Source organism: Streptomyces sp. NPDC029014 (genome assembly GCF_055564695.1).
The window spans coordinates 95,204-114,621 of sequence record NZ_JBVHVT010000016.1 but is presented as its reverse complement, the minus strand read 5'-3'; the positions used below and the strand labels follow the sequence as shown (position 1 = coordinate 114,621).

Below are 19,418 nucleotides of genomic sequence, written 5' to 3'. Positions count from 1 at the left end.
AGCCGGGGGCCCTGGGCGCCGCCGCCCCGGAACCCCGCGCCTCAATCGCCGGCGGGGCTGGCATTGCCGGGCCACCCCCGGCACATGGGCCGGAGCCCCGGAAGCCTCTGGGGCTCCGCCCCAGCGCCTCAAACGCCGGCGGGGCTGGATTTGCCAGCCCCGCCCGGGGTGGTCGGGCGGGGCCGGTTCGGGGGGGTCAGGCGAGCTTGGTGACGTCGCGGACCGCGCCCTTGTCGGCGCTCGTCGCCATCGCCGCGTAGGCGCGCAGGGCCGCGGAGACCTTGCGTTCGCGGTTCTTCGGGGCGTAGACGCCGCCGAGGGCCTCGCGGCGGGCGGCCAGGGTCGCGTCGTCGACGAGGAGCTCGATCGAGCGGTTCGGGATGTCGATGCGGATCCGGTCGCCGTCCTCGACGAGGGCGATGGTGCCGCCGGAAGCGGCCTCCGGGGAGGCGTGGCCGATGGACAGGCCGGAGGTGCCGCCGGAGAACCGGCCGTCGGTCACCAGCGCGCAGGCCTTGCCGAGGCCGCGGCCCTTGAGGAAGGAGGTCGGGTAGAGCATCTCCTGCATGCCGGGGCCGCCGCGCGGGCCCTCGTAGCGGATGACGACGACGTCGCCCTCCTTGATCTGCTTGGACAGGATCTTGTCGACGGCCTCGTCCTGGGACTCGCAGACCACGGCCGGGCCCTCGAAGGTCCAGATGGACTCGTCGACGCCGGCGGTCTTCACGACGCAGCCGTCGACGGCGATGTTGCCCCTGAGGACGGCCAGGCCGCCGTCCTTGCTGTACGCGTGCTCGACCGAGCGGATGCAGCCGTTCTCGGCGTCGAGGTCGAGGGACTCCCACCGCTCGGACTGGGAGAAGGCGGTCGCGGAGCGCTTGCAGCCGGGGGCCGCGTGCCACAGCTCCATGGCTTCGGCGCTGGCGGAGCCCGAGCGGGCGTCCCACGTGCCCAGCCAGTCGTCGAGGTTGGTCGAGTGGACCGTCGTGACGTCCTTGTTCAGGAGGCCGCCGCGGTGCAGTTCGCCGAGGATGGCGGGGATGCCGCCGGCGCGGTGCACGTCCTCCATGTAGTAGGTGCCGCCGGGGGCGACGTTCGGGGCGACCTTCGCGAGGCAGGGGACGCGGCGCGAGACGGCGTCGATGTCCTTGAGGTCGTAGTCCAGGCCGGCCTCCTGGGCGGCGGCCAGCAGGTGCAGGATCGTGTTGGTGGAGCCGCCCATGGCGATGTCGAGGGCCATGGCGTTCTCGAAGGCCTCGCGGGTCGCGATGTTGCGCGGGAGGACGGACTCGTCGTCCTGCTCGTAGTACCGCTTGGTGATCTCCACGACCGTGCGGCCGGCCTCCTCGTACAGGGCGCGGCGGGCGGTGTGGGTGGCGAGGACGGAGCCGTTGCCGGGCAGGGCCAGGCCGATGGCCTCGGCGAGGCAGTTCATCGAGTTGGCGGTGAACATGCCGGAACAGGAGCCGCAGGTCGGGCAGGCGTTCTCCTCGATGCGCAGGACGTCCTCGTCGGAGACGTTCTCGTTGACCGCGTCGACGATCGCGTTGATCAGGTCCAGCTTGCGGACGGTGCCGTCGACGAGGGTGGCCTGACCGGCCTCCATCGGGCCGCCGGAGACGAAGACGGCCGGGATGTTGAGGCGCATGGCGGCCATCAGCATGCCGGGGGTGATCTTGTCGCAGTTGGAGATGCAGATCAGGGCGTCGGCGCAGTGGGCCTCGACCATGTACTCGACGGAGTCCGCGATCAGGTCGCGGGAGGGCAGCGAGTACAGCATGCCGCCGTGTCCCATGGCGATGCCGTCGTCGACGGCGATGGTGTTGAACTCGCGGGGGACGGCGCCCGCGGCGCGGATCGCGTCGGAGACGATCCGGCCGACGGGGGCGAGGTGGGTGTGGCCGGGGACGAACTCGGTGAAGGAGTTGGCGACCGCGATGATCGGCTTGCCGATGTCCTCGCTCGCTACGCCCGACGCGCGCATGAGCGCACGAGCGCCTGCCATGTTGCGGCCGTGGGTGACGGTGCGGGACCTCAGCTCGGGCATCGGGTACTCCCCATGATGGCGGTGGCGCTCGTACGCCCGCCGCGACTGTGGATATGGCTCGGTTACGAGGCTACGCCCCCGGCCCGGGATACGGACAGGTCGTCCGGATACCGGGACGGGAGGGTCAGCCCTCGGTCAGGTACCGCTGGAGGGTGGGGGCCACCAGCTCGACGATGTGGTCGGGGTCCGCGGAGGCCAGCGGCTCGACCTGGACGACGTAGCGCAGGATCGCGATGCCGACCATGTGGGAGGCGGCGAGCTCGGCCCGGAAGGTGGGGTCGGGGACGTTCAGGTCGGCGGCGACCCGCTCCAGCAGGCGGCGCAGGACCAGGTCGCGCAGCACCCTGGCCGCGGCCTCGTGGGTGAGGGCGGAACGGATCACCGCGAGGAGGGGGGCGCGGGTGACGGGGTTCTCCCAGATGCCGAGGAAGTAGCGGACCAGGCGCTCGCCGATGGCGTCGGGGCCGGGGCCGACGATCTGGGGGACCAGGAGGTCGGGCTCCAGGCTGAGCTCGATGGTGTCGGCGAAGAGCTCGTCCTTGCTGCCGAAGTAGTGGTGGATCAGGGAGGGGTCCACGCCGGCGGACTTGGCGATCCCGCGCAGGGAGGTCTTGTCGTAGCCGCGCGCGGCGAACTCGGAGCGGGCGGCGAGGCGGATCCGCTCCATGGCGCCGGGGCCGCTGTCGGCCTCGTCCTGGCGGGGGCGGCCCGGGCCGCGCCGGGGGCGGGGGGCGGGGCCGTCGTCGGCGCGGGGGGTCACCGGGCGGTCACGTCCCGGCCGGTGCTCGCCGCCAGGTGGAGCCGGGTGAAGGCCAGGGCCTCGGCAAGGTCGGCCTCGCGCTCGGCGGAGGACATGGCCCGGCGGGTGTTCACCTCGATGACGACGTGGCCGTCGAAGGCGTTGGCCGCGAGGCGTTCCAGCAGCTCGGCGCAGGGCTGGGAGCCGCGGCCGGGGACGAGGTGCTCGTCCTTGGCGGAGCCGTTGCCGTCGGCCAGGTGCACGTGCGCGAGGCGGTCGCCCATGCGGTCGACCATCTCCATGGCGTCCGTGCGGGCGGTGGCGGTGTGGGACAGGTCGACGGTGAAGTGCCGGTAGTCGTCCTTGGTGACGTCCCATTCGGGGGCGTACGCGAGCATCTCGCGGTCGCGGTAGCGCCAGGGGTACATGTTCTCCACGGCGAAGCGGACGTCGGTCTCGTCGGCCATCCGGGCGATGCCGGTGACGAAGTCCCGGGCGTACTGGCGCTGCCAGCGAAAGGGCGGGTGGACGACGACGGTGCTCGCGCCGAGGCGTTCGGCGGCGGACCGGGCCCGCTGGAGCTTGGTCCACGGGTCGGTGGACCAGACGCGCTGGGTGATCAGGAGGCAGGGGGCGTGGACGGCCAGGACCGGGATGCCGTGGGTGTCGGACAGGCGGCGCAGGGCGTCGATGTCCTGACTGACCGGGTCCGTCCAGACCATGACCTCCACGCCGTCGTAGCCGAGGCGTGCGGCGATCTCGAAGGCGGTCGCCGTCGACTCCGGGTAGACGGAGGCGGTGGAGAGGGCGACTTTCGCGGTCGGAATGCGGACGGGTTCTGCCACGGGGACAGGGTACCGAGGGCCAGGCCGGCCGGAAGGGCTCCCCTCCGGGGCGGGCCGGTCGGCCGGACAGCCGACCGGCCGACCGGCCGTCAGACGGGGAGGTGGTCCAGGCGGCGGAGGATGACGCCCTCGCGCAGCGCCCAGGGGCAGATCTCCAGGCTGTCGACGCCGAAGAGGTCCATCGCACCCTCGGCGACCAGGGCCCCGGCGAGCAGCTGGGCGGCGCGGCCCTCCGAGACGCCGGGCAGGGCAGACCGCTGCGCCACGGTCATCTCCGCGAGCTTCGGCACCCATTCCTCCAGCGCCTTGCGGGTCAGGTCCCGCTGCACGTAGAGGCCTTCGGTCGAGCGGGCCGCGCCCGCGATCCGGGCCAGCTGCCTGAAGGTCTTGGAGGTGGCGACGACGTGGTCCGGGGCCCCGAACCGGCTGAACTCGCGGACCGTGCGGGCGATCTGCGCCCGCACGTGCCGGCGAAGATCGCGGACGGCGGCCGGGTCCGGCGGATCTCCCTGGAGCCAGGCCGAGGTGAGGCGGCCGGCGCCGAGCGGCAGGGAGACGGCCGCGTCCGGGTCCTCGTCGATGCCGTACGCGATCTCCAGGGAGCCGCCGCCGATGTCGAGGACGAGGAGCTTGCCCGCCGACCAGCCGAACCAGCGGCGTACGGCCAGGAAGGTCAGCCGGGCCTCGTCCTCGCCGCTCATGATCGGCAGGTCGATGCCGGTCTCGGCCTTGACCCGGGCGAGGACCTCGTCCGCGTTGGTGGCTTCCCGCACGGCGCTGGTCGCGAACGGCAGCACGTCCTCGCAGCCCTTGTCCTCGGCGGCCTGCACGGCATCGGCGATCACGCCGACGAGGCGCTCTATGCCGTCTGCCGTGACCGCGCCGCTCCCGTCGAGGAGCTGGGCCAGCCGCAGTTCCACCTTGTGCGAATGCGCGGGCTGCGGGCGCGCGCCGGGGTGCGCGTCCACCACCAGCAGATGCACCGTGTTCGAACCCACGTCAAGGACACCGAGTCTCATACGAGGAAACGCTACTGTGCGCCGGGAGTACGGGTGGCGTGAGGGGCGCTTAGGCTTGGGTTTGTGCCACACACGAACAAGGCCGACAAGTCCAGGACCAAGCCGAAGGTCAAGACGAAGCCCAAGGCCAAGGCCGCCGAGCGGGCCGCGGCCGGTGCGCCCGCGGGTGACGAGCAGGGCCTCGACTTCCCCCGGGCCTGGGTGGAGTTCCCCGACCCCGCCGACGCCGAGCAGGTCTTCCGGTGCGACCTGACGTGGCTGACGTCGCGCTGGACGTGCATCTTCGGCAGCGGCTGCCAGGGCATCCGGGAGGGTCGGGCCAGCGACGGCTGCTGCACGCTGGGCGCACACTTCTCCGACGAGGACGACGAGAAGCGGGTCGCCGGGCACGTGGCACGGCTGTCGCCGGAACTGTGGCAGTTCCACGACGTGGGCACCGAGTCGGGCTGGGTGCAGAAGGACGAGGACGGCGAGCGGCAGACCCGCCGGTGGGAGGGTGCGTGCATCTTCCTGAACCGGCCCGGTTTCCCGGCAGGGGCCGGGTGCTCACTGCACATCCTCGCGCTGCGCGAGGGCCGCGAGCCGCTGGAGACGAAGCCGGACGTGTGCTGGCAGCTGCCGATCCGGCGGACGTACGACTGGATCGACCGGCCCGACGACACCCGGGTGCTCCAGGTGACGATCGGCGAGTACGACCGGCGCGGCTGGGGCCCGGGCGGGCACGACCTGCACTGGTGGTGCACGTCGGCGACGTCGGCGCACGGCGCGGGCGACCCGGTGTACGTGTCGTACCGGGCCGAGCTGACGGAGCTGATGGGCAAGGAGGGGTACGCGGAGCTCGTGAAGCACTGCGAGGCGCGCCTGGCGTCCCTGCTGCCGATGGCTCCGCACCCCGCCGACCCGGTGTAGGCGGGGGCCGGCGGGCGGAGGCGGTCAGTAGGCCCGGGGCGGCTGGTCCTGCCCGCCCTCCTGGTTCCCGAGCTGTTCCTTGAGCTTGTCCTGGGCCGTGTCGACCTGGCTGGTGTACTTGTTCTGGGTCTTCTCGTCGACGTAGTCGCCGGCCTTGTCGACGCCTTGCGCGGCCTGGCTCTCGTGGCCCTTCAGCATCTGCTTGAGCTTGTCCATCATGCTCATTGCGGCCTCCTCGGCCTGGGGGGTCCTGGCCTCTCCCTCCAGGGTCTCCGGCGTGATCCTTCCGTGCATCTCGGGACGGCCCGCCCTGCTCGCGGAGGGGTCGCTACGGGGACGGGTCGACGGGGACGCCGGGGTCCTGGGAAACCGTTCCTCCAGGGACGGGGACGGGGGCGGACCCGGACGCGCTCGGGGTCGGGGTGGGCGGAGGGGTCCGCGTCGGCGTGGGCGTGGGGGTCGTGGTCGGGGGGTCCACCGGATCGGACGGGGGCGTGGGGGTCGGCGTCGGCGCGGGGGGTGTGGGCGGCGTCGGGGTGGGGGCGGGGCGGCCGCTGCCCCGGATCGCGACCACGGCTCCGCCCGGGTCCACGGCGACCCGGGCCGTCCAGGGGCCCGTGGGTTCGGTGCCGGGGTCGACGGTGACGTACAGGGTGATCGATTCTCCGGGGGCCAGGGTGCCCGCGGTCCGGCTCGCCCGCAGCCAGGGCGCGTCGGAGCGGAGCTGCCAGTCCACCGGGGCCCCGCCGGACGCGGTGAGGGTGAGCACGGTGGTCCCGCCCTGCGGGGCGGCGGCGACGGTGAGCCGGCCGGGGGCGCCCGGCCCGGCGGGGGCCGCGGGCTCCCCGGTGCTGATCACCTCGACGGAGACGGCCCGCTCCGGACCGGCGGGGCCGGGGACGCCGGTGGTGCGGGCGGTGAGGCCGGTTCCGGCGTTCTCGTAGGCCCGCATCGGGCCGCCGCCCGGGCGGAGGGGGAGCTCGGACTCACCGGCCGAGATCCGGCCGGCGTCGGCGCCGGCGGGCTCGCCGGTGTCGGGCGCGCCCCGGTAGGCGGCCCAGAGGACCAGGACGGGCGCGGCGACGACGGTGGCGACCACGGTGGTGGTCACGGCGCGGGCGCGGAGCCGGTCGCGGCGGGCGGCCCGGTCCCGGGGGTCCACGGGGAAGCCGGTGCGGCCGAAGCGGGGGACGGCGGCGCGGCGGCCGCGGCCCGTGCGCTGCAGGGCGGCGTGGACGGCGGTGCGGGGGGCCTGGACCAGGGGGAGGGCGGCGTCGACGCCGCAGGAGCCGGGCCAGGGGGCGGCGGCGCCGGCGCGTTCGGCGGCGCGGCGGCAGCGCGGGCAGTCGTCGACGTGGCGGACGAGCTCCGCGCGCAGGGCGGTGGACAGCAGGAGCTGTCCACCACCGGTGAGCCGGGACACCGACGGGCAGCCGCCGGTCTCGACGGCGGCGAGGGCGGCGCGGGTGCGTTCGACCTCGCACGCGGCGCCGGCGAGGAGCTCGCGGGCGGTGGCCGGGGGCGTGCCGAGGACGGCGGCGAGTTCGGGGACGCCGAGGCGGTGGCGGACGGCGAGTTCCAGGGCCTCGCGCTGTTCGGGGGTGGTGCCGGCGGCCTCGGGCCAGGCGAGGCGGGCGAGTTCGGTGCGCCGGTACGCGCTCACGTCGAGGGAGTCGCGGGAGCCGGGGACGCCGGGGGCGCCTGAGGGGCCGTGGGGGCCGTGTGCCTCGGGCGCACGCTCGGCCCCGGTGTGCTCCGGCGCGCGCTGGGCGGGACGCGCCCGGGGGCGGCCGCGCCGCTGCTCGGTCATGCGGCGTAGGCAGGCCCAGCGGGCGAGGGCGTACAGCCAGGCCCGGCGGTCGCTCTCGTCGGGGCAGCGGCCGGGGTGCCTTTCGGCGACGGCGAGGACCTCGGCGAGCACGTCGGTGGCGGTGTCGTGGTCGCACAGGACCGACAGGCAGTACGTGAACAGGCCGTCCAGGTACGGCTCGTGCCGGAAGGGCGGCGGCTGCTCCGGGGCGGTGCCCTCACGGGGTGCGCGCCCGTGCGCCCGGCGTGCGCCGGTGCGCCGGGCGGGGTTCTCCTGGTCGCTGCTGTCCACCCTGGCGAAGGTAGGCGGCCGCCCGCCGGGGGCCGTGAAGCCTTGAGCTGTTTTAGCCCTTACGGGTGACCAGATCGAACGGGCGCTGACGGCGGTCCTGACGCCGGGCGCGCGCGGGGACGGTGCCCGGGCGCGGGCCGGGTTGTCGGCGGGGGCGGCTACCGTGGGCGCATGGCTGCCCGTACATCCCGCTCATCCGCCAAGGACCGGCCCTCCTACCGCTGCTCCGAATGCGGCTGGACCACTGCGAAGTGGCTCGGCCGCTGCCCCGAGTGCCAGGCCTGGGGCACCGTGGAGGAGATGGGCACGCCCGCCGTGCGGACCACGGCGGCCGGCCGCGTCACCTCCGCCGCGCTCCCGATCGCGCAGGTCGACGGCCGGACGGCGACCGCCCGCAGCACGGGCGTGGACGAGCTGGACCGGGTCCTCGGCGGCGGGCTGGTGCCGGGGGCGGTGGTCCTGCTGGCCGGCGAGCCGGGGGTCGGCAAGTCGACGCTGCTGCTCGACGTGGCGGCCAAGGCGGCCAGCGCGACCCACCGCACCCTCTACGTCACCGGCGAGGAGTCGGCGAGCCAGGTGCGGCTGCGGGCCGACCGCATCGGGGCCCTCAACGACCACCTGTACCTGGCGGCCGAGACCGACCTGTCGGCCGTGCTGGGCCACCTCGACGCCGTGCAGCCCTCGCTGCTGGTCCTGGACTCCGTACAGACCGTGGCCTCCCCCGAGATCGACGGCGCCCCCGGCGGCATGGCCCAGGTGCGCGAGGTCGCCGGGGCGCTGATCCGCGCGTCCAAGGAGCGCGGGATGGCCACGCTGCTCGTCGGGCACGTCACCAAGGACGGTGCGATCGCCGGCCCGCGACTGCTGGAGCACCTGGTGGACGTGGTCCTCGGCTTCGAGGGCGACCGGCACGCCCGGCTGCGCCTGGTCCGCGGTGTGAAGAACCGGTACGGGGCCACCGACGAGGTGGGCTGCTTCGAGCTGCACGACGAGGGGATCACCGGCCTCGCCGACCCGAGCGGGCTGTTCCTGACCCGGCGTGCGGAGGCGGTCCCCGGCACCTGCCTGACGGTGACCCTGGAGGGCAAGCGGCCGCTGGTCGCCGAGGTGCAGGCGCTCACCGTGGACTCGCAGATCCCCTCCCCGCGGCGGACCACGTCGGGCCTGGAGACCTCCCGGGTGTCGATGATGCTGGCGGTGCTGGAGCAGCGCGGCCGGATCACCGCGCTCGGCAAGCGCGACATCTACAGCGCCACCGTGGGCGGGGTGAAACTGACCGAGCCGGCCGCCGACCTGGCGGTCGCGCTGGCGCTGGCCTCCGCCGCGAGCGACGTGCCGCTGCCGAAGAACCTGGTGGCGATCGGGGAGGTCGGCCTCGCCGGCGAGGTGCGGCGGGTGACGGGTGTGCAGCGGCGCCTGGCCGAGGCGCACCGGCTCGGTTTCACGCACGCGTTGGTGCCGGTGGACCCGGGGAAGGTGCCGGCCGGGATGAAGGTGACGGAGGTCGCCGACATGGGGGATGCGCTGCGGGTTCTGCCCCGCCGGCGGTCCCGTGAGACGGCCCGCGAGACGGCCCGCGAGTAGCCTCCTGGCGGCCCGCGGCCGGGTCGGTACGGGGGTCCCCGCGGGCGCACCTCGCCAAGCCACGGCGGGCGCCCAGCGCGCGCCGGTAGACTTTGTGCTGGTCCGCCCGGCCCACGCAGGCGGCGCAACCCGCGACCGGAGGAGTGCAGTGGCAGCCAAGGACGGGGCAGCAGCATCCGGGAAGTCGGGCGCGAGCTCCAGGCAGGAATCCATGATGCGTGCCTCGCTGAGCGCGGTCGCACCTGGTCAGCCCCTGCGCGACGGCCTGGAGCGGATCGTCCGCGGCAACACCGGCGGCCTCATCGTCCTCGGGATGGACAAGACCGTCGAGGCGATGTGCACGGGCGGTTTCGTGCTGGACGTGGAGTTCACCGCGACCCGGCTGCGCGAGCTGTGCAAGCTGGACGGCGCGCTCATCCTGGACAAGGACCTGACCAAGATCCTCCGGGCCGGTGTGCAGCTGGTTCCGGACGCGTCGATCCCGACGGAGGAGACCGGCACCCGGCACCGCACGGCGGACCGCGTCTCGAAGCAGTGCGGCTTCCCCGTCGTGTCCGTCTCGCAGTCGATGCGGCTGATCGCCCTGTACGTGAACGGGGAGCGGCGCGTCCTGGAGGAGTCCGGGGCGATCCTGTCCCGGGCGAACCAGGCGCTGGCCACGCTGGAGCGGTACAAGCTGCGGCTGGACGAGGTCGCCGGGACGCTGTCGGCGCTGGAGATCGAGGACCTGGTCACGGTGCGCGACGTGACGGCGGTGGCGCAGCGGCTGGAAATGGTGCGCCGGATCGCCACGGAGATCGCGGAGTACGTGGTCGAGCTGGGCACGGACGGGCGGCTGCTGTCGCTGCAGCTGGACGAGCTGACGGTCGGGATCGAGCAGGAGCGCGAGCTCGTGATCCGCGACTACGTGCCGGAGCCCACGGCCAAGCGGTCGCGGACGGTGGAGGAGGCGCTGCCGGCGTTGGACGCCCTGACCCACCCGGAGCTGCTGGAGCTGGGCAACGTGGCGAAGGCCCTGGGGTACACGGGCTCGCCGGAGACCCTGGACGCGGCGGTGTCGCCGCGGGGCTACCGGCTGCTGGCGAAGGTGCCCCGGCTGCCGGGGGCGATCATCGAGCGGCTGGTGGAGCACTTCGGCGGGCTGCAGAAGCTGCTGGCGGCCGGCGTCGACGACCTGCAGACGGTCGACGGGGTGGGCGAGGCCCGCGCCCGCAGCGTCCGCGAGGGCCTGTCGCGGCTGGCGGAGTCCTCGATCCTGGAGCGGTACGTCTGAGGCGGCGGGAGCCGCGGTGACGGACGGGGTGGGTCGGGCGCCGTGGCGTCCGGCCCGCCCCGTTGCCGTCCAGTTGCTGCTGCCGGGCCCCGGCGCCGCTACTCCTGCTTGAGGACGAACGAGGTGCGGGCCACCGGCAGGCCCGGGAACTTGGCCTCGACCACGTACGTGTCGGCGACCGCGCTGCCCGCCGGGGGCGTCTGGCACTGGTCGGCGGCGCTGAACTTGCGGTCCCACTCGACGATCTGCTTCGTCTCGCCCTGCGCAGGGACGCGGTAGAAGGCGCTGCCGGGGCCGGAGGGGCAGTCGCCCGAGGACCAGACGGCCTTGCTGGTGCTGGCCTGAAGGATGGTCAGCACCGCCTGCTTCGGGCCGAGGTCGGCCTTGCAGGTCGATCCGGTGATGTTGCGGGCGATCAGTTCGAGGCGGGGCTTCTCGTTGGCCTCGTACTCGTTCTTGACGCTCTTGACCTCCCACTGCAGGGAGCTCGACGAGCAGGTGGGCAGCTGCGAGTCGGCCGGGACGGTCGCCGCGCCGCCGCTCGCCCCGGCGCCGCCGCTGCCGGCGCCGGCGGCGGCCGAACCGGAGGCCGCGCCGCCGCCCGAACCGGAACCGGCGCCCGGGTCACCGTTCTTGCCCGCGCCGCCACCCGAGTCGGTGCGTCCGCCCGGCGCCTGACCGATCGCCGGACCGGACCCGGAGGGTCCGGGGGTGATGGAGGTGACCGGGTCGGGTCCCTTCTCACCCTTGCCGTTCGTACTCGACGTGCCCCCTGAGGAACTGACGGCCCATACGGCGAGGAGCGCGAGGAGCGCGACGACGGACGCCAGCACGGCCCTCCGTCGCCAGTAGATGGAGGAGGGGAGCGGCCCGACCGGATTGCGCATAGATCCCACGGACGGAACTTTACGAGAGTCCGGGGCCCGATCCGCGCCCCACATGCCGCGCAGCCGGCAGGTTTTGCCGATGATCAGCTCGCTGGCGGGCCTCGGCCGAAACGAATCGGCCAGGGGCCGTGCGAAGGCGTCTCCCCCGGTTGAGTACGGTCGGTGACCATGGACACCTCCGACCTCTACCGCGACATCACCGATTCCGCCCACTCCGCGCCCGGTTGGGTGCAGTCGGCCTTCGAGGTGTGGACCGAATACGGACTGCTTCTGTTCGGCGTCCTGTTCATATCCGTCTGGTGGCGTGCACGCGGCCAACGCAGCCCGCGGGCCGTGGCGCTCGCCGTGCTCGCCCCGCTCGCCACCGCCGTGGCGTACGTGGCCTCCGAGAGCCTGAAGTCGTTCGTGACGGAGGAACGTCCCTGCCGCGCGGTGGCCCGGGCCGCAGCACCCCTCATCGCCTGCCCGGCCCCGGGCGACTGGTCCTTCCCGAGCAACCACTCCGCCATCGCGGGTGCGGCCGCCGTCGCGCTGGCCCTCGCGCTGCGCCGGCTGGTGCTGCTGACCGTGCCCATGGCCCTGCTGATGGCGTACTCGCGGGTGTTCGTCGGCGTGCACTACCCGCACGACGTGGCCGTGGGCCTGGTCGGCGGCGGCATCGTCGCCGCGGTCTTCGTCCTCGCACTGACCGGTCCGATCAATAGGATCACCGCCGCCCTGCGGACCAGCGGCAACCCGGCGGCACTCTGGTTCACCGGTCCGGGCTCCGCGCGACGGCCGTGAAACGTGCCAGGATGCCGTATGTCATGACTGCATCCCGGACAACCTCCTCCCCCGCCGAGACCACCCCGGCCGCCGAGGCCGCCGAGGCCGCGGAGGCCGCGGAGGCGGCGGCCCACGCACTGCACTCCCCGGTCATCGCCTGGTTCGACGAACACGCCCGCGACCTGCCCTGGCGCCGCCCCGAGGCCGGCCCCTGGGGGGTCATGGTCAGCGAGTTCATGCTCCAGCAGACCCCCGTCAGCCGGGTCCGGCCCGTGTACGAGCAGTGGCTGGCCCGCTGGCCCCGGCCCGCCGACCTGGCCGCCGAGGCCCCCGGCGAGGCCGTACGCGCCTGGGGGCGGCTCGGCTACCCGCGCCGCGCCCTGCGGCTGCACGGCGCGGCCGTGGCCATAACGGAGCGGCACGGGGGCGACGTGCCCCGCGACCACGCGCAGCTGCTGGCGCTGCCCGGGATCGGCGAGTACACCGCGGCCGCCGTGGCCTCCTTCGCGTACGGGCAGCGGCACGCCGTGCTCGACACCAACGTGCGCCGGGTCTTCGCCCGCACCACCACCGGCGTCGAGTACCCGCCGAACGCCACCACCGCCGCCGAGCGGCGCCTGGCCCGGGCCCTGTTGCCCGGCGACGAGGCCACCGCGGCCCGCTGGGCGGCGGCCTCCATGGAGCTCGGGGCACTGGTGTGCACGGCCAAGAACCCGGACTGCGCCCGCTGCCCGGTGGCCGGGCTGTGCGCGTGGCGGCTCGCGGGGAAGCCGGCGCACGACGGGCCTCCGCGGCGCGGGCAGACGTACGCGGGGACGGACCGGCAGGTCCGCGGCAAGCTGCTGGCCGTGTTGCGGGAGGCGGTCGGGCCGGTTCCGCAGAGCGTGCTCGACACCGTGTGGAACGAGCCCGTGCAGCGGGCCCGCGCCCTGGACGGGCTGGTCTCCGACGGGCTGGTCGAGCCGCTCTCCGGGGGCATGTACCGACTGCCGCAGCACCGCGCCACAAACTGACCGTCCCATTCCGTTTGTTGCGGGGAAACCCCAGCTCACGGCCGTTGTTACACAACCTATGGGTGTCCGTGCGTCCACCGCAGGCTGGCCCGCACAGGCTCGTGACAACGCCTCCGTACCGTCGTCTCCGTTGGGCATCGGATGAGCGGTGACACGGAACGGAGGCGGTCAGAGATGGCGCACGGCGAGGTACTCGGGTTCGAGGAGTACGTCCGCACGCGGCAGGACGCGCTGCTGCGCAGTGCCCGGCGCCTGGTTCCGGACCCCACCGACGCGCAGGACCTCCTGCAGACCGCCCTGGTGCGCACCTACGGCCGTTGGGACGGCATCGCCGACAAGGCCCTGGCCGACGCCTACCTGCGCCGCGTCATGATCAACACCCGTACGGAGTGGTGGCGCGCCCGCAAGCTCGAAGAGGTCCCCACCGAGCAGCTCCCCGACGCCTCCGTCGAGGACGGCACCGAGCAGCGCGCCGACCGCGCCCTGCTGATGGACATCCTCAAGGTGCTCGCCCCCAAGCAGCGCAGCGTCGTCGTCCTGCGACACTGGGAGCAGATGAGCACCGAGGAGACCGCTGCCGCACTCGGCATGTCTACGGGTACCGTGAAGAGCACCCTGCACCGCGCACTGGCCCGACTCCGGCAGGAACTGGAGAGCCGGGACCTCGACATGCGCGCGCTGGAGCGCGGTGACCACCGCGGGGACCACACCATCCGGTACGAGGGGCGTGAGCGGTGCGCGGCCTGAATGGCCAAAGCCTGAGCGGTAGAAGTCCGCTGGTATTGATGTCGGCGGGGACGATCGTCCTCGTCGGCACTGTGCTGTTCGCGGCCGGTTGCTCCACGACCGGGACCGGGCTGCGCGACGGCGGGCCGGCCCGCACCGAGACGGTCGCCAAGAGCGGCGCGCCGTCCTCCCCCACCGAGCCCGCCCCGAGCCAGAGCGGCTCCTCCGGCAAGCCCGCGCGGAAGATCGACCCGATCGCGCTGCTGAAGGCCGACCCGCGGGTCAGCGCCGAGGTCAAGCGGGACCTCAAGCCGTGCACGGGCAAGGAGTACCCGGTCGACGTGAGCTACGGGAAGGTCACCGGCGGGTCCGCCAGCGACATCGTGATCAACGTGCTGTCCTGCGCGGATGCGCTGGGGCGGGGCTCCTACGTGTACCGGGCCGAGGGCGGGACGTACGAGAATGTGTTCTCGGACGAGCAGCCGCCCGTCTACGCGGAGATCGACCGGGGCGACCTGGTGGTCACCAAGCCCGTCTACGCGAAGAGCGACACGCTCGCCTACCCGTCGGGCGAGGACGTGATCACGTACCGGTGGAACGGCGAGAAGTTCACCGAGCAGGACCGCGTCCACACCGACTACAGCAACATCGACGGCGGCGGGCAGCCCGCACCGGCGATCAGCCAGAAGAACTGACCACCCGCAGCGATGGAACCGAGGCGAGGCTTGCGCATGGCCGAGACCCATGTCCTGTTCGTGGAGGACGACGACGTCATCCGCGAGGCCACCACCCTGGCGCTGGAGCGCGACGGGTTCACGGTCACGGCCATGCCCGACGGCCTGTCCGGCCTGGAGTCCTTCCGCGCCGACCGGCCCGACATCGCCCTGCTCGACGTGATGGTGCCCGGCATGGACGGCGTGAGCCTGTGCCGCCGCATCCGCGACGAGTCCACCGTCCCGGTGATCATGCTGTCGGCGCGCGCCGACTCCATCGACGTCGTCCTGGGCCTGGAGGCCGGCGCCGACGACTACGTCACCAAGCCCTTCGACGGCGCCGTCCTGGTCGCCCGGATCCGCGCCGTGCTGCGCCGCTTCGGCCACGCCGGCGGCCCGAACGGGGCCGGCGCGGGCGGCGAGGACGAGTCCGCCGAGCGTGGGCTCCTGGCCTTCGGCGACCTGGAGGTCGACACCGAGGGCATGGAGGTGCGCAGGGCCGGCACCCCGGTCGCCCTGACGCCGACCGAGATGCGCCTGCTGCTGGAGTTCTCCTCCGCGCCGGGCACCGTTCTCTCGCGCGACCGGCTGCTGGAGAGGGTGTGGGACTACGACTGGGGCGGAGACACCCGCGTCGTGGACGTCCACGTGCAGCGGCTGCGCACCAAGATCGGACAGGACCGGATCGAAACGGTCCGAGGCTTCGGATACAAGCTCAAGGGATGAGACGCTTCACCTTCCGTACGGGGATCCGCTGGAAGATCGCCACCGCCATCGCCGCCGTCGCCGCGCTCGTCGTGGTCGCGCTGAGCCTGGTGGTGCACAGCGGTGCCCGCACCTCGATGCTGGACAGCGCCCGCGAGGTCCAGCTCGACCGGGTGCAGTTCATCTCCCGCAACGCCGACGCCGGGCGCAAGCCGCCCATGGGCGCCAAGCTCAACGACCCCGACCTGCCCGCCGAACTGCGCGAGAAGGCCCGGTCCGGGCGGCGCGGCACCTACATCCAGGAGTCCCCCAAGGGGCCGGAGGTCTGGGCGGCGGTACCGCTGGGCAACGGCCAGGTTCTGTCCCTGCACACCACGTTCAAGGAGAGCGCCAAGCTGGTCCGCGACCTGGACAAGGCCCTGGTCTTCGGATCGCTGACCGCCGTGGTCGCCGGCGCCGCCCTCGGCGTGCTCATCGGCGGGCAGATCTCCCGCCGGCTGCGCAAGGCCGCGGCCGCCGCGCAGCGGGTGGCGCACGGGGACCCGGACGTACGGGTCCGGGACGCGGTCGGCGGAGTCGTGCGCGACGAGACCGACGACCTCGCGCGGGCCGTCGACGCCATGGCCGACGCGCTCCAGCAGCGGCTCGAGGCCGAGCGGCGGGTCACCGCGGACATCGCGCACGAACTGCGGACCCCGGTCACGGGCCTGCTGACGGCGGCGGAGCTGCTGCCGCCGGGACGGCCGACGGAACTGGTGCGCGACCGGGCGCAGGCGATGCGGGCGCTGGTCGAGGACGTGCTGGAAGTGGCCCGGCTGGACGGCGCGTCGGAGCGGGCCGAACTCCAGGACGTGGCGCTCGGCGAGTTCGTGCACCGCCGGGTGGCGGCGCTGATGCCCGAGGCGACGGTCCGGGTCGTCGCGGACGAGATCGTCAGCACCGACCCGCGGCGGCTGGAGCGGATCCTGGGCAACCTGCTGGCCAACGCCTCCCGCTACGGGCAGCCGCCGGTCCAGGTCGACATCGAGGGCCGGGTCGTACGGGTCCGGGACCACGGTCCCGGCTTCCCCGAGGCCCTGCTGCGGGAGGGCCCGAGCCGGTTCCGGACCGGGTCCACGGACCGCGCCGGGGTGGGCCACGGGCTGGGCCTGACCATCGCGGAGGGCCAGGCGCGGGTGCTGGGCGCCCGGCTGACGTTCCGCAACGTGGCCGCGCCGGGCGGCGCGGACCGCGAGGGGGTGGCCGCGGGGGCGGTGGCCGTGCTGTGGCTCCCGGAGCACGCGCCGACCACCACGGGCAGCTTCCCGATCGTCCAACTGCCGGGCTAGGCCGCCTCTTCCGGCTCCCCCAGCTACCGCTGGGAGGTGCCCCCAGACCCGCGCCGCCCGGCACGATCCGAAAGAGACGACCTGGCCCGCGGGCCAGGTCGGGTCTGGCAGGGGCATGCCGAGGAGGACCGGGTCGTTCGTATGTGCGGACCGGTGTTCTAGCATCCGTGGCATGACCGACGGTACGAATCCCCCGAGCACCCCGCAGCCCGAGCCCGCCCCGGGGAACGGCTACGGGTTCCCGCCGGTACCGCCGGCACCCGGCGGCTACGGCTACCCGGGCGGCCCGCAGGCACCGGGCGGCGCACCGGCCCCGGGTGGCGCCTTCGGGCCGCCGCCCGCCGTACCCGGAGCGCCGGCGCCCGGACAGCCCGCTCAGCCGCCCGCGCCCGGACAGCCCGGCGGCTACGGCTTCCCGCAGGCGGGAGCCCCGGGCGCACCCGGGGCGCCGACCGCTCCGCACCCCGCGGGCCCGGGGGCCCCGAACCCGTACCAGCCGGGCGGCGGCCCCGCCCCGTTCCAGCAGAACCCCGCCGTCCCGCCCGCCCAGTGGCCGCCGGCCGGGCTGCCCGCCCAGGACGCCCCGGGGCCCGGGCCGTTCCCGCCGCTGCAGTCCGAGCAGCCCGACTGGGAGGCGATGGCCGACCGGACGGCGTCCGAGCGGCACAAGAAGAAGCTGTGGATGATCGGCGGCGGGGTGACCGTCCTGGCACTCCTCGCCGGCGGTGGAACGTTCCTGCTGATGGGCGGGGACGACGACGGGGGCAACACCAACGCCGGCGGCGACCCCTCGGCCTCCGCCTCCGCGTCGGCCTCGCCCTCCCCCAGCGGCTCCAAGAGCAAGGCGCCGGTCGACAACACCCCGACCGTCAAGGACGACCCCACCCAGATCCGCGACCGCGCAGGCAAGGCGCCGCTGAAGATGGGCGCCGACGCCGGGGTCTTCCCCATCGACAAGCGCTTCGAGATCCGCACCAAGGGCAACGAGAACTCGTACGCCGAGTCCGAGAAGCGGATCGTGGACACGTCGAAGAGCTTCACTGTCTCCGCGCGGGTGTGGAGCCGCTCGGCGAAGGGCCGTCAGATGGCCGTCAGCCAGGGCAACGAGAAGTCGTTCTCGTTCGAGCTGGGCGTGGACCAGGTCAACGGCAAGCCGGCCTGGGTCTTCCGCGTGCAGACCGGCGACCAGGGCGCCGAGTCCACCGTCGTCACCGTCAGCGGCGAGAGCTCCAAGATGGAGAAGACCTTCGCCCAGCTGACCGCGACCTACGACGCCGAGCGCAAGCAGATCGCCCTGTACGTCAACGGCAAGAAGGCCGGGGAGAGCGCGGTCGCCGGCGTCTTCCAGGCCCAGGGCCCGCTGCAACTGGCCCGCGCCCGCCACGAGGACAAGTGGACCGCCGCGTGGAGCGGCGCCATGGACAGCATCCAGACCTACGACGGACTGCTGTCACCGGCCCAGATCGACACCCTCAAGGCCGGCCGGGTCGACGCGAAGGCCAAGCCCACCGGGGCGTGGCTGCTGTTCTGACAGGCCCCCGGAAACATGCGGAAACACGCCGGAACCGGCCCGCTGAGCGGGCCGGTTCCGGCGTGAGTGGTTCCGGGAGGTCCGGTGCGCTGCTCCGGGTGCGTCAGAGGGTGACGCCGGCGGCGCGGAGGAAGGCGACCGGGTTCACGGCCGAGCCGTAGTTCGGGGTGGTCCGGATCTCGAAGTGCAGGTGCGGGCCGCTGGAGTTGCCGGTGTTGCCGGACAGGCCGATCTGGCCGCCCTTGGCGACCTTCTGGCCGACCTGAACCCGGATCTTGGACAGGTGCGCGTACTGGGAGTACGTGTTGTTGCCGTGCTTCACCACGATGGCGTTGCCGTAGGCGGGGCCGTCGCCGCCACCGTTGGGGCCGGCCTTGACCACGACACCGGCGCTGACGGCCTTGACCGGGGTGCCGACCGGAACGGCGAAGTCCTGGCCGGAGTGCTTGTGGGACCACATGTTGCCGCCCAGGCCGAACGTCGCGGAGAGCGTGTAGCTGGCGACCGGCTTCTGCCAGGCACCGGCCTTCGCGGAGGCGGCCGAGGCGGCGGTCTGCGCGGCGGGCAGGGTGGCGGGGGTCTGGGCGGCGAAGGCGGCAGTGGCGCCGGCCCCGAGGGCCAGGGTCGCACCGAGAGCGGTGGCGCCGATGGCGAGGCGGGTACGACGGGTGCTGATGCGCTTCGCGAACATGTAGAAGACCTCCGGGGCCGGGAACAGGGGCACTCAGGCAAGAAGCGACCCGGCACCGTGAGCAGCGAAGTGCCGGGCTTGCCCAACCTTGGTAACCCGTGCACCGCCCTATCCCCAAACGTCCCGATTACTACCGCGGCTCGTAGGGGAGGGGGGTGTGGCGCAGCCGCTTGACCGACCTCCACCTGGATGAACGCAGGTCGACATGGGGGACGAATCGGACATTGGATCTACGAAAGATGATAGGAAGTCCGTTTTGCCCTGTGCGGCTTGTCACCGGCCCAGGCCCTCTGCGGGCCCTTCCGGAACCCAAGCCCCGCACCCCTCGGACCCCGGAAGGACTCGCACGACGGGCCCCTACGACCGGCTCGCACGACGGGCCCGTACGACCGGCTCGCACGACGGGCCCGTACGACCGGCTCGCACGACGGGCCCGTACGACGGGTGCCCCGCCACCGCCGCACGCCCCGGCCGCGAGGAGCCGTCCTCCCGCGCGGCGCAGCAAAAGGGGCGGCCCCGGAACCGAGTTGGTTCCGGGGCCG

At 73.7% G+C, this 19,418-nt stretch carries 18 protein-coding genes; 10 read left to right on the top strand and 8 right to left on the bottom strand.

Annotated elements, in window-relative coordinates; genetic code table 11:
• Positions 1-196: 196 nt before the first annotated feature.
• The 4 genes from ilvD to ACZ4VL_RS11580 all read right to left on the bottom strand — a co-directional run bounded on the left by ilvD (position 197) and on the right by ACZ4VL_RS11580 (position 4,650).
• The gene (gene ilvD / locus ACZ4VL_RS11595; RefSeq protein WP_468198569.1) at positions 197-2,047 is read right to left on the bottom strand and encodes a dihydroxy-acid dehydratase; all 1,851 of its coding nucleotides are present in this window, start codon (positions 2,045-2,047) and stop codon (positions 197-199) included.
• A gap of 124 nt (positions 2,048-2,171) precedes the next feature.
• Positions 2,172-2,807 carry a TetR/AcrR family transcriptional regulator gene (locus tag ACZ4VL_RS11590; RefSeq protein WP_385842760.1) on the bottom strand — a complete coding sequence of 212 codons (636 nt, stop codon included), beginning with the start codon at positions 2,805-2,807 and terminating at the stop codon, positions 2,172-2,174.
• Entirely contained in the window at positions 2,804-3,631 is an 828-nt protein-coding gene (locus ACZ4VL_RS11585) for a sugar phosphate isomerase/epimerase family protein (RefSeq protein ID WP_361102312.1), read from the bottom strand. The genes ACZ4VL_RS11590 and ACZ4VL_RS11585 overlap by 4 nt, the downstream gene beginning before the upstream one ends.
• Before the next feature lie 89 nt (positions 3,632-3,720).
• On the bottom strand, positions 3,721-4,650 hold the full coding sequence (locus ACZ4VL_RS11580; RefSeq protein WP_468198566.1) for a Ppx/GppA family phosphatase: 930 nt from the start codon (positions 4,648-4,650) through the stop codon (positions 3,721-3,723).
• A gap of 63 nt (positions 4,651-4,713) precedes the next feature.
• Between ACZ4VL_RS11580 and ACZ4VL_RS11575 the strand changes: the two genes are divergently transcribed.
• Positions 4,714-5,559: a DUF3109 family protein gene (locus tag ACZ4VL_RS11575; protein WP_468198564.1), complete on the top strand. Its 846-nt coding sequence runs from the start codon at positions 4,714-4,716 to the stop codon at positions 5,557-5,559.
• Between the two features lie 24 nt (positions 5,560-5,583).
• On the opposite strand, the gene ACZ4VL_RS11570 is transcribed toward ACZ4VL_RS11575, so the two are convergent.
• Together ACZ4VL_RS11570 and ACZ4VL_RS11565 are read right to left on the bottom strand one after the other, a co-directional pair.
• Entirely contained in the window at positions 5,584-5,784 is a 201-nt protein-coding gene (locus ACZ4VL_RS11570; protein ID WP_468198563.1) for an antitoxin, read from the bottom strand.
• A gap of 103 nt (positions 5,785-5,887) precedes the next feature.
• Positions 5,888-7,660 carry a BACON domain-containing protein gene (locus ACZ4VL_RS11565; RefSeq protein WP_468198561.1) on the bottom strand — a complete coding sequence of 591 codons (1,773 nt, stop codon included), beginning with the start codon at positions 7,658-7,660 and terminating at the stop codon, positions 5,888-5,890.
• Between the two features lie 171 nt (positions 7,661-7,831).
• On the opposite strand from ACZ4VL_RS11565, the gene radA reads away from it, so the two are divergent.
• Both radA and disA read left to right on the top strand, forming a co-directional pair.
• The gene (radA, locus tag ACZ4VL_RS11560) at positions 7,832-9,244 is read left to right on the top strand and encodes a DNA repair protein RadA (protein WP_468198559.1); all 1,413 of its coding nucleotides are present in this window, start codon (positions 7,832-7,834) and stop codon (positions 9,242-9,244) included.
• A 148-nt stretch (positions 9,245-9,392) separates the two neighbouring features.
• Positions 9,393-10,517 carry a DNA integrity scanning diadenylate cyclase DisA gene (gene disA, locus ACZ4VL_RS11555; protein WP_468198557.1) on the top strand — a complete coding sequence of 375 codons (1,125 nt, stop codon included), beginning with the start codon at positions 9,393-9,395 and terminating at the stop codon, positions 10,515-10,517.
• Positions 10,518-10,615: 98 nt separating this feature from the next.
• On the opposite strand, the gene ACZ4VL_RS11550 is transcribed toward disA, so the two are convergent.
• The gene (locus tag ACZ4VL_RS11550; protein ID WP_468198601.1) at positions 10,616-11,404 is read right to left on the bottom strand and encodes a hypothetical protein; all 789 of its coding nucleotides are present in this window, start codon (positions 11,402-11,404) and stop codon (positions 10,616-10,618) included.
• Positions 11,405-11,572: 168 nt separating this feature from the next.
• Between ACZ4VL_RS11550 and ACZ4VL_RS11545 the strand changes: the two genes are divergently transcribed.
• From ACZ4VL_RS11545 to ACZ4VL_RS11515, 7 genes are all read left to right on the top strand, one after another.
• On the top strand, positions 11,573-12,187 hold the full coding sequence (locus ACZ4VL_RS11545) for a phosphatase PAP2 family protein (protein WP_468198555.1): 615 nt from the start codon (positions 11,573-11,575) through the stop codon (positions 12,185-12,187).
• Between the two features lie 23 nt (positions 12,188-12,210).
• On the top strand, positions 12,211-13,182 hold the full coding sequence (locus ACZ4VL_RS11540; protein WP_468198553.1) for an HhH-GPD family protein: 972 nt from the start codon (positions 12,211-12,213) through the stop codon (positions 13,180-13,182).
• A 174-nt stretch (positions 13,183-13,356) separates the two neighbouring features.
• Positions 13,357-13,929 carry a SigE family RNA polymerase sigma factor gene (locus ACZ4VL_RS11535; RefSeq protein ID WP_361096683.1) on the top strand — a complete coding sequence of 191 codons (573 nt, stop codon included), beginning with the start codon at positions 13,357-13,359 and terminating at the stop codon, positions 13,927-13,929.
• Positions 13,930-13,967: 38 nt separating this feature from the next.
• Entirely contained in the window at positions 13,968-14,603 is a 636-nt protein-coding gene (locus tag ACZ4VL_RS11530; protein WP_468198550.1) for a hypothetical protein, read from the top strand.
• A 36-nt stretch (positions 14,604-14,639) separates the two neighbouring features.
• Positions 14,640-15,347, top strand: coding sequence for a two-component system response regulator CseB (gene cseB, locus ACZ4VL_RS11525; RefSeq protein WP_468198548.1), 708 nt, complete (start codon positions 14,640-14,642; stop codon positions 15,345-15,347).
• Positions 15,236-16,654, top strand: coding sequence for a two-component system sensor histidine kinase CseC (gene cseC, locus ACZ4VL_RS11520; protein WP_468198599.1), 1,419 nt, complete (start codon positions 15,236-15,238; stop codon positions 16,652-16,654). Before cseB ends, cseC begins: the two co-directional genes overlap by 112 nt.
• Before the next feature lie 172 nt (positions 16,655-16,826).
• Positions 16,827-18,185 (top strand): LamG-like jellyroll fold domain-containing protein, encoded by a 1,359-nt coding sequence (locus ACZ4VL_RS11515; RefSeq protein WP_468198546.1) that lies wholly within the window; start codon positions 16,827-16,829, stop codon positions 18,183-18,185.
• A gap of 103 nt (positions 18,186-18,288) precedes the next feature.
• Here the strand turns inward: ACZ4VL_RS11515 and ACZ4VL_RS11510 are convergent, their stop codons facing one another.
• The gene (locus ACZ4VL_RS11510) at positions 18,289-18,876 is read right to left on the bottom strand and encodes a M23 family metallopeptidase (protein WP_468198596.1); all 588 of its coding nucleotides are present in this window, start codon (positions 18,874-18,876) and stop codon (positions 18,289-18,291) included.
• Between the last annotated feature and the right edge of the window lie 542 nt (positions 18,877-19,418).

What these genes read in the sequence shown, in the direction of transcription:
- ilvD (WP_468198569.1), bottom strand. Translation starts at nt 2,047, where the DNA reads ATGCCCGAGCTGAGGTCCCGCACCGTCACCCACGGCCGCAACATGGCA.
- ACZ4VL_RS11580 (WP_468198566.1), bottom strand. Translation starts at nt 4,650, where the DNA reads ATGAGACTCGGTGTCCTTGACGTGGGTTCGAACACGGTGCATCTGCTG.
- ACZ4VL_RS11570 (WP_468198563.1), bottom strand. Translation starts at nt 5,784, where the DNA reads ATGAGCATGATGGACAAGCTCAAGCAGATGCTGAAGGGCCACGAGAGC.
- radA (WP_468198559.1), top strand. Translation starts at nt 7,832, where the DNA reads ATGGCTGCCCGTACATCCCGCTCATCCGCCAAGGACCGGCCCTCCTAC.
- ACZ4VL_RS11550 (WP_468198601.1), bottom strand. Translation starts at nt 11,404, where the DNA reads ATGCGCAATCCGGTCGGGCCGCTCCCCTCCTCCATCTACTGGCGACGG.
- ACZ4VL_RS11545 (WP_468198555.1), top strand. Translation starts at nt 11,573, where the DNA reads ATGGACACCTCCGACCTCTACCGCGACATCACCGATTCCGCCCACTCC.
- ACZ4VL_RS11540 (WP_468198553.1), top strand. Translation starts at nt 12,211, where the DNA reads ATGACTGCATCCCGGACAACCTCCTCCCCCGCCGAGACCACCCCGGCC.
- ACZ4VL_RS11535 (WP_361096683.1), top strand. Translation starts at nt 13,357, where the DNA reads ATGGCGCACGGCGAGGTACTCGGGTTCGAGGAGTACGTCCGCACGCGG.
- ACZ4VL_RS11530 (WP_468198550.1), top strand. Translation starts at nt 13,968, where the DNA reads ATGTCGGCGGGGACGATCGTCCTCGTCGGCACTGTGCTGTTCGCGGCC.
- cseB (WP_468198548.1), top strand. Translation starts at nt 14,640, where the DNA reads ATGGCCGAGACCCATGTCCTGTTCGTGGAGGACGACGACGTCATCCGC.
- ACZ4VL_RS11515 (WP_468198546.1), top strand. Translation starts at nt 16,827, where the DNA reads ATGACCGACGGTACGAATCCCCCGAGCACCCCGCAGCCCGAGCCCGCC.
- ACZ4VL_RS11510 (WP_468198596.1), bottom strand. Translation starts at nt 18,876, where the DNA reads ATGTTCGCGAAGCGCATCAGCACCCGTCGTACCCGCCTCGCCATCGGC.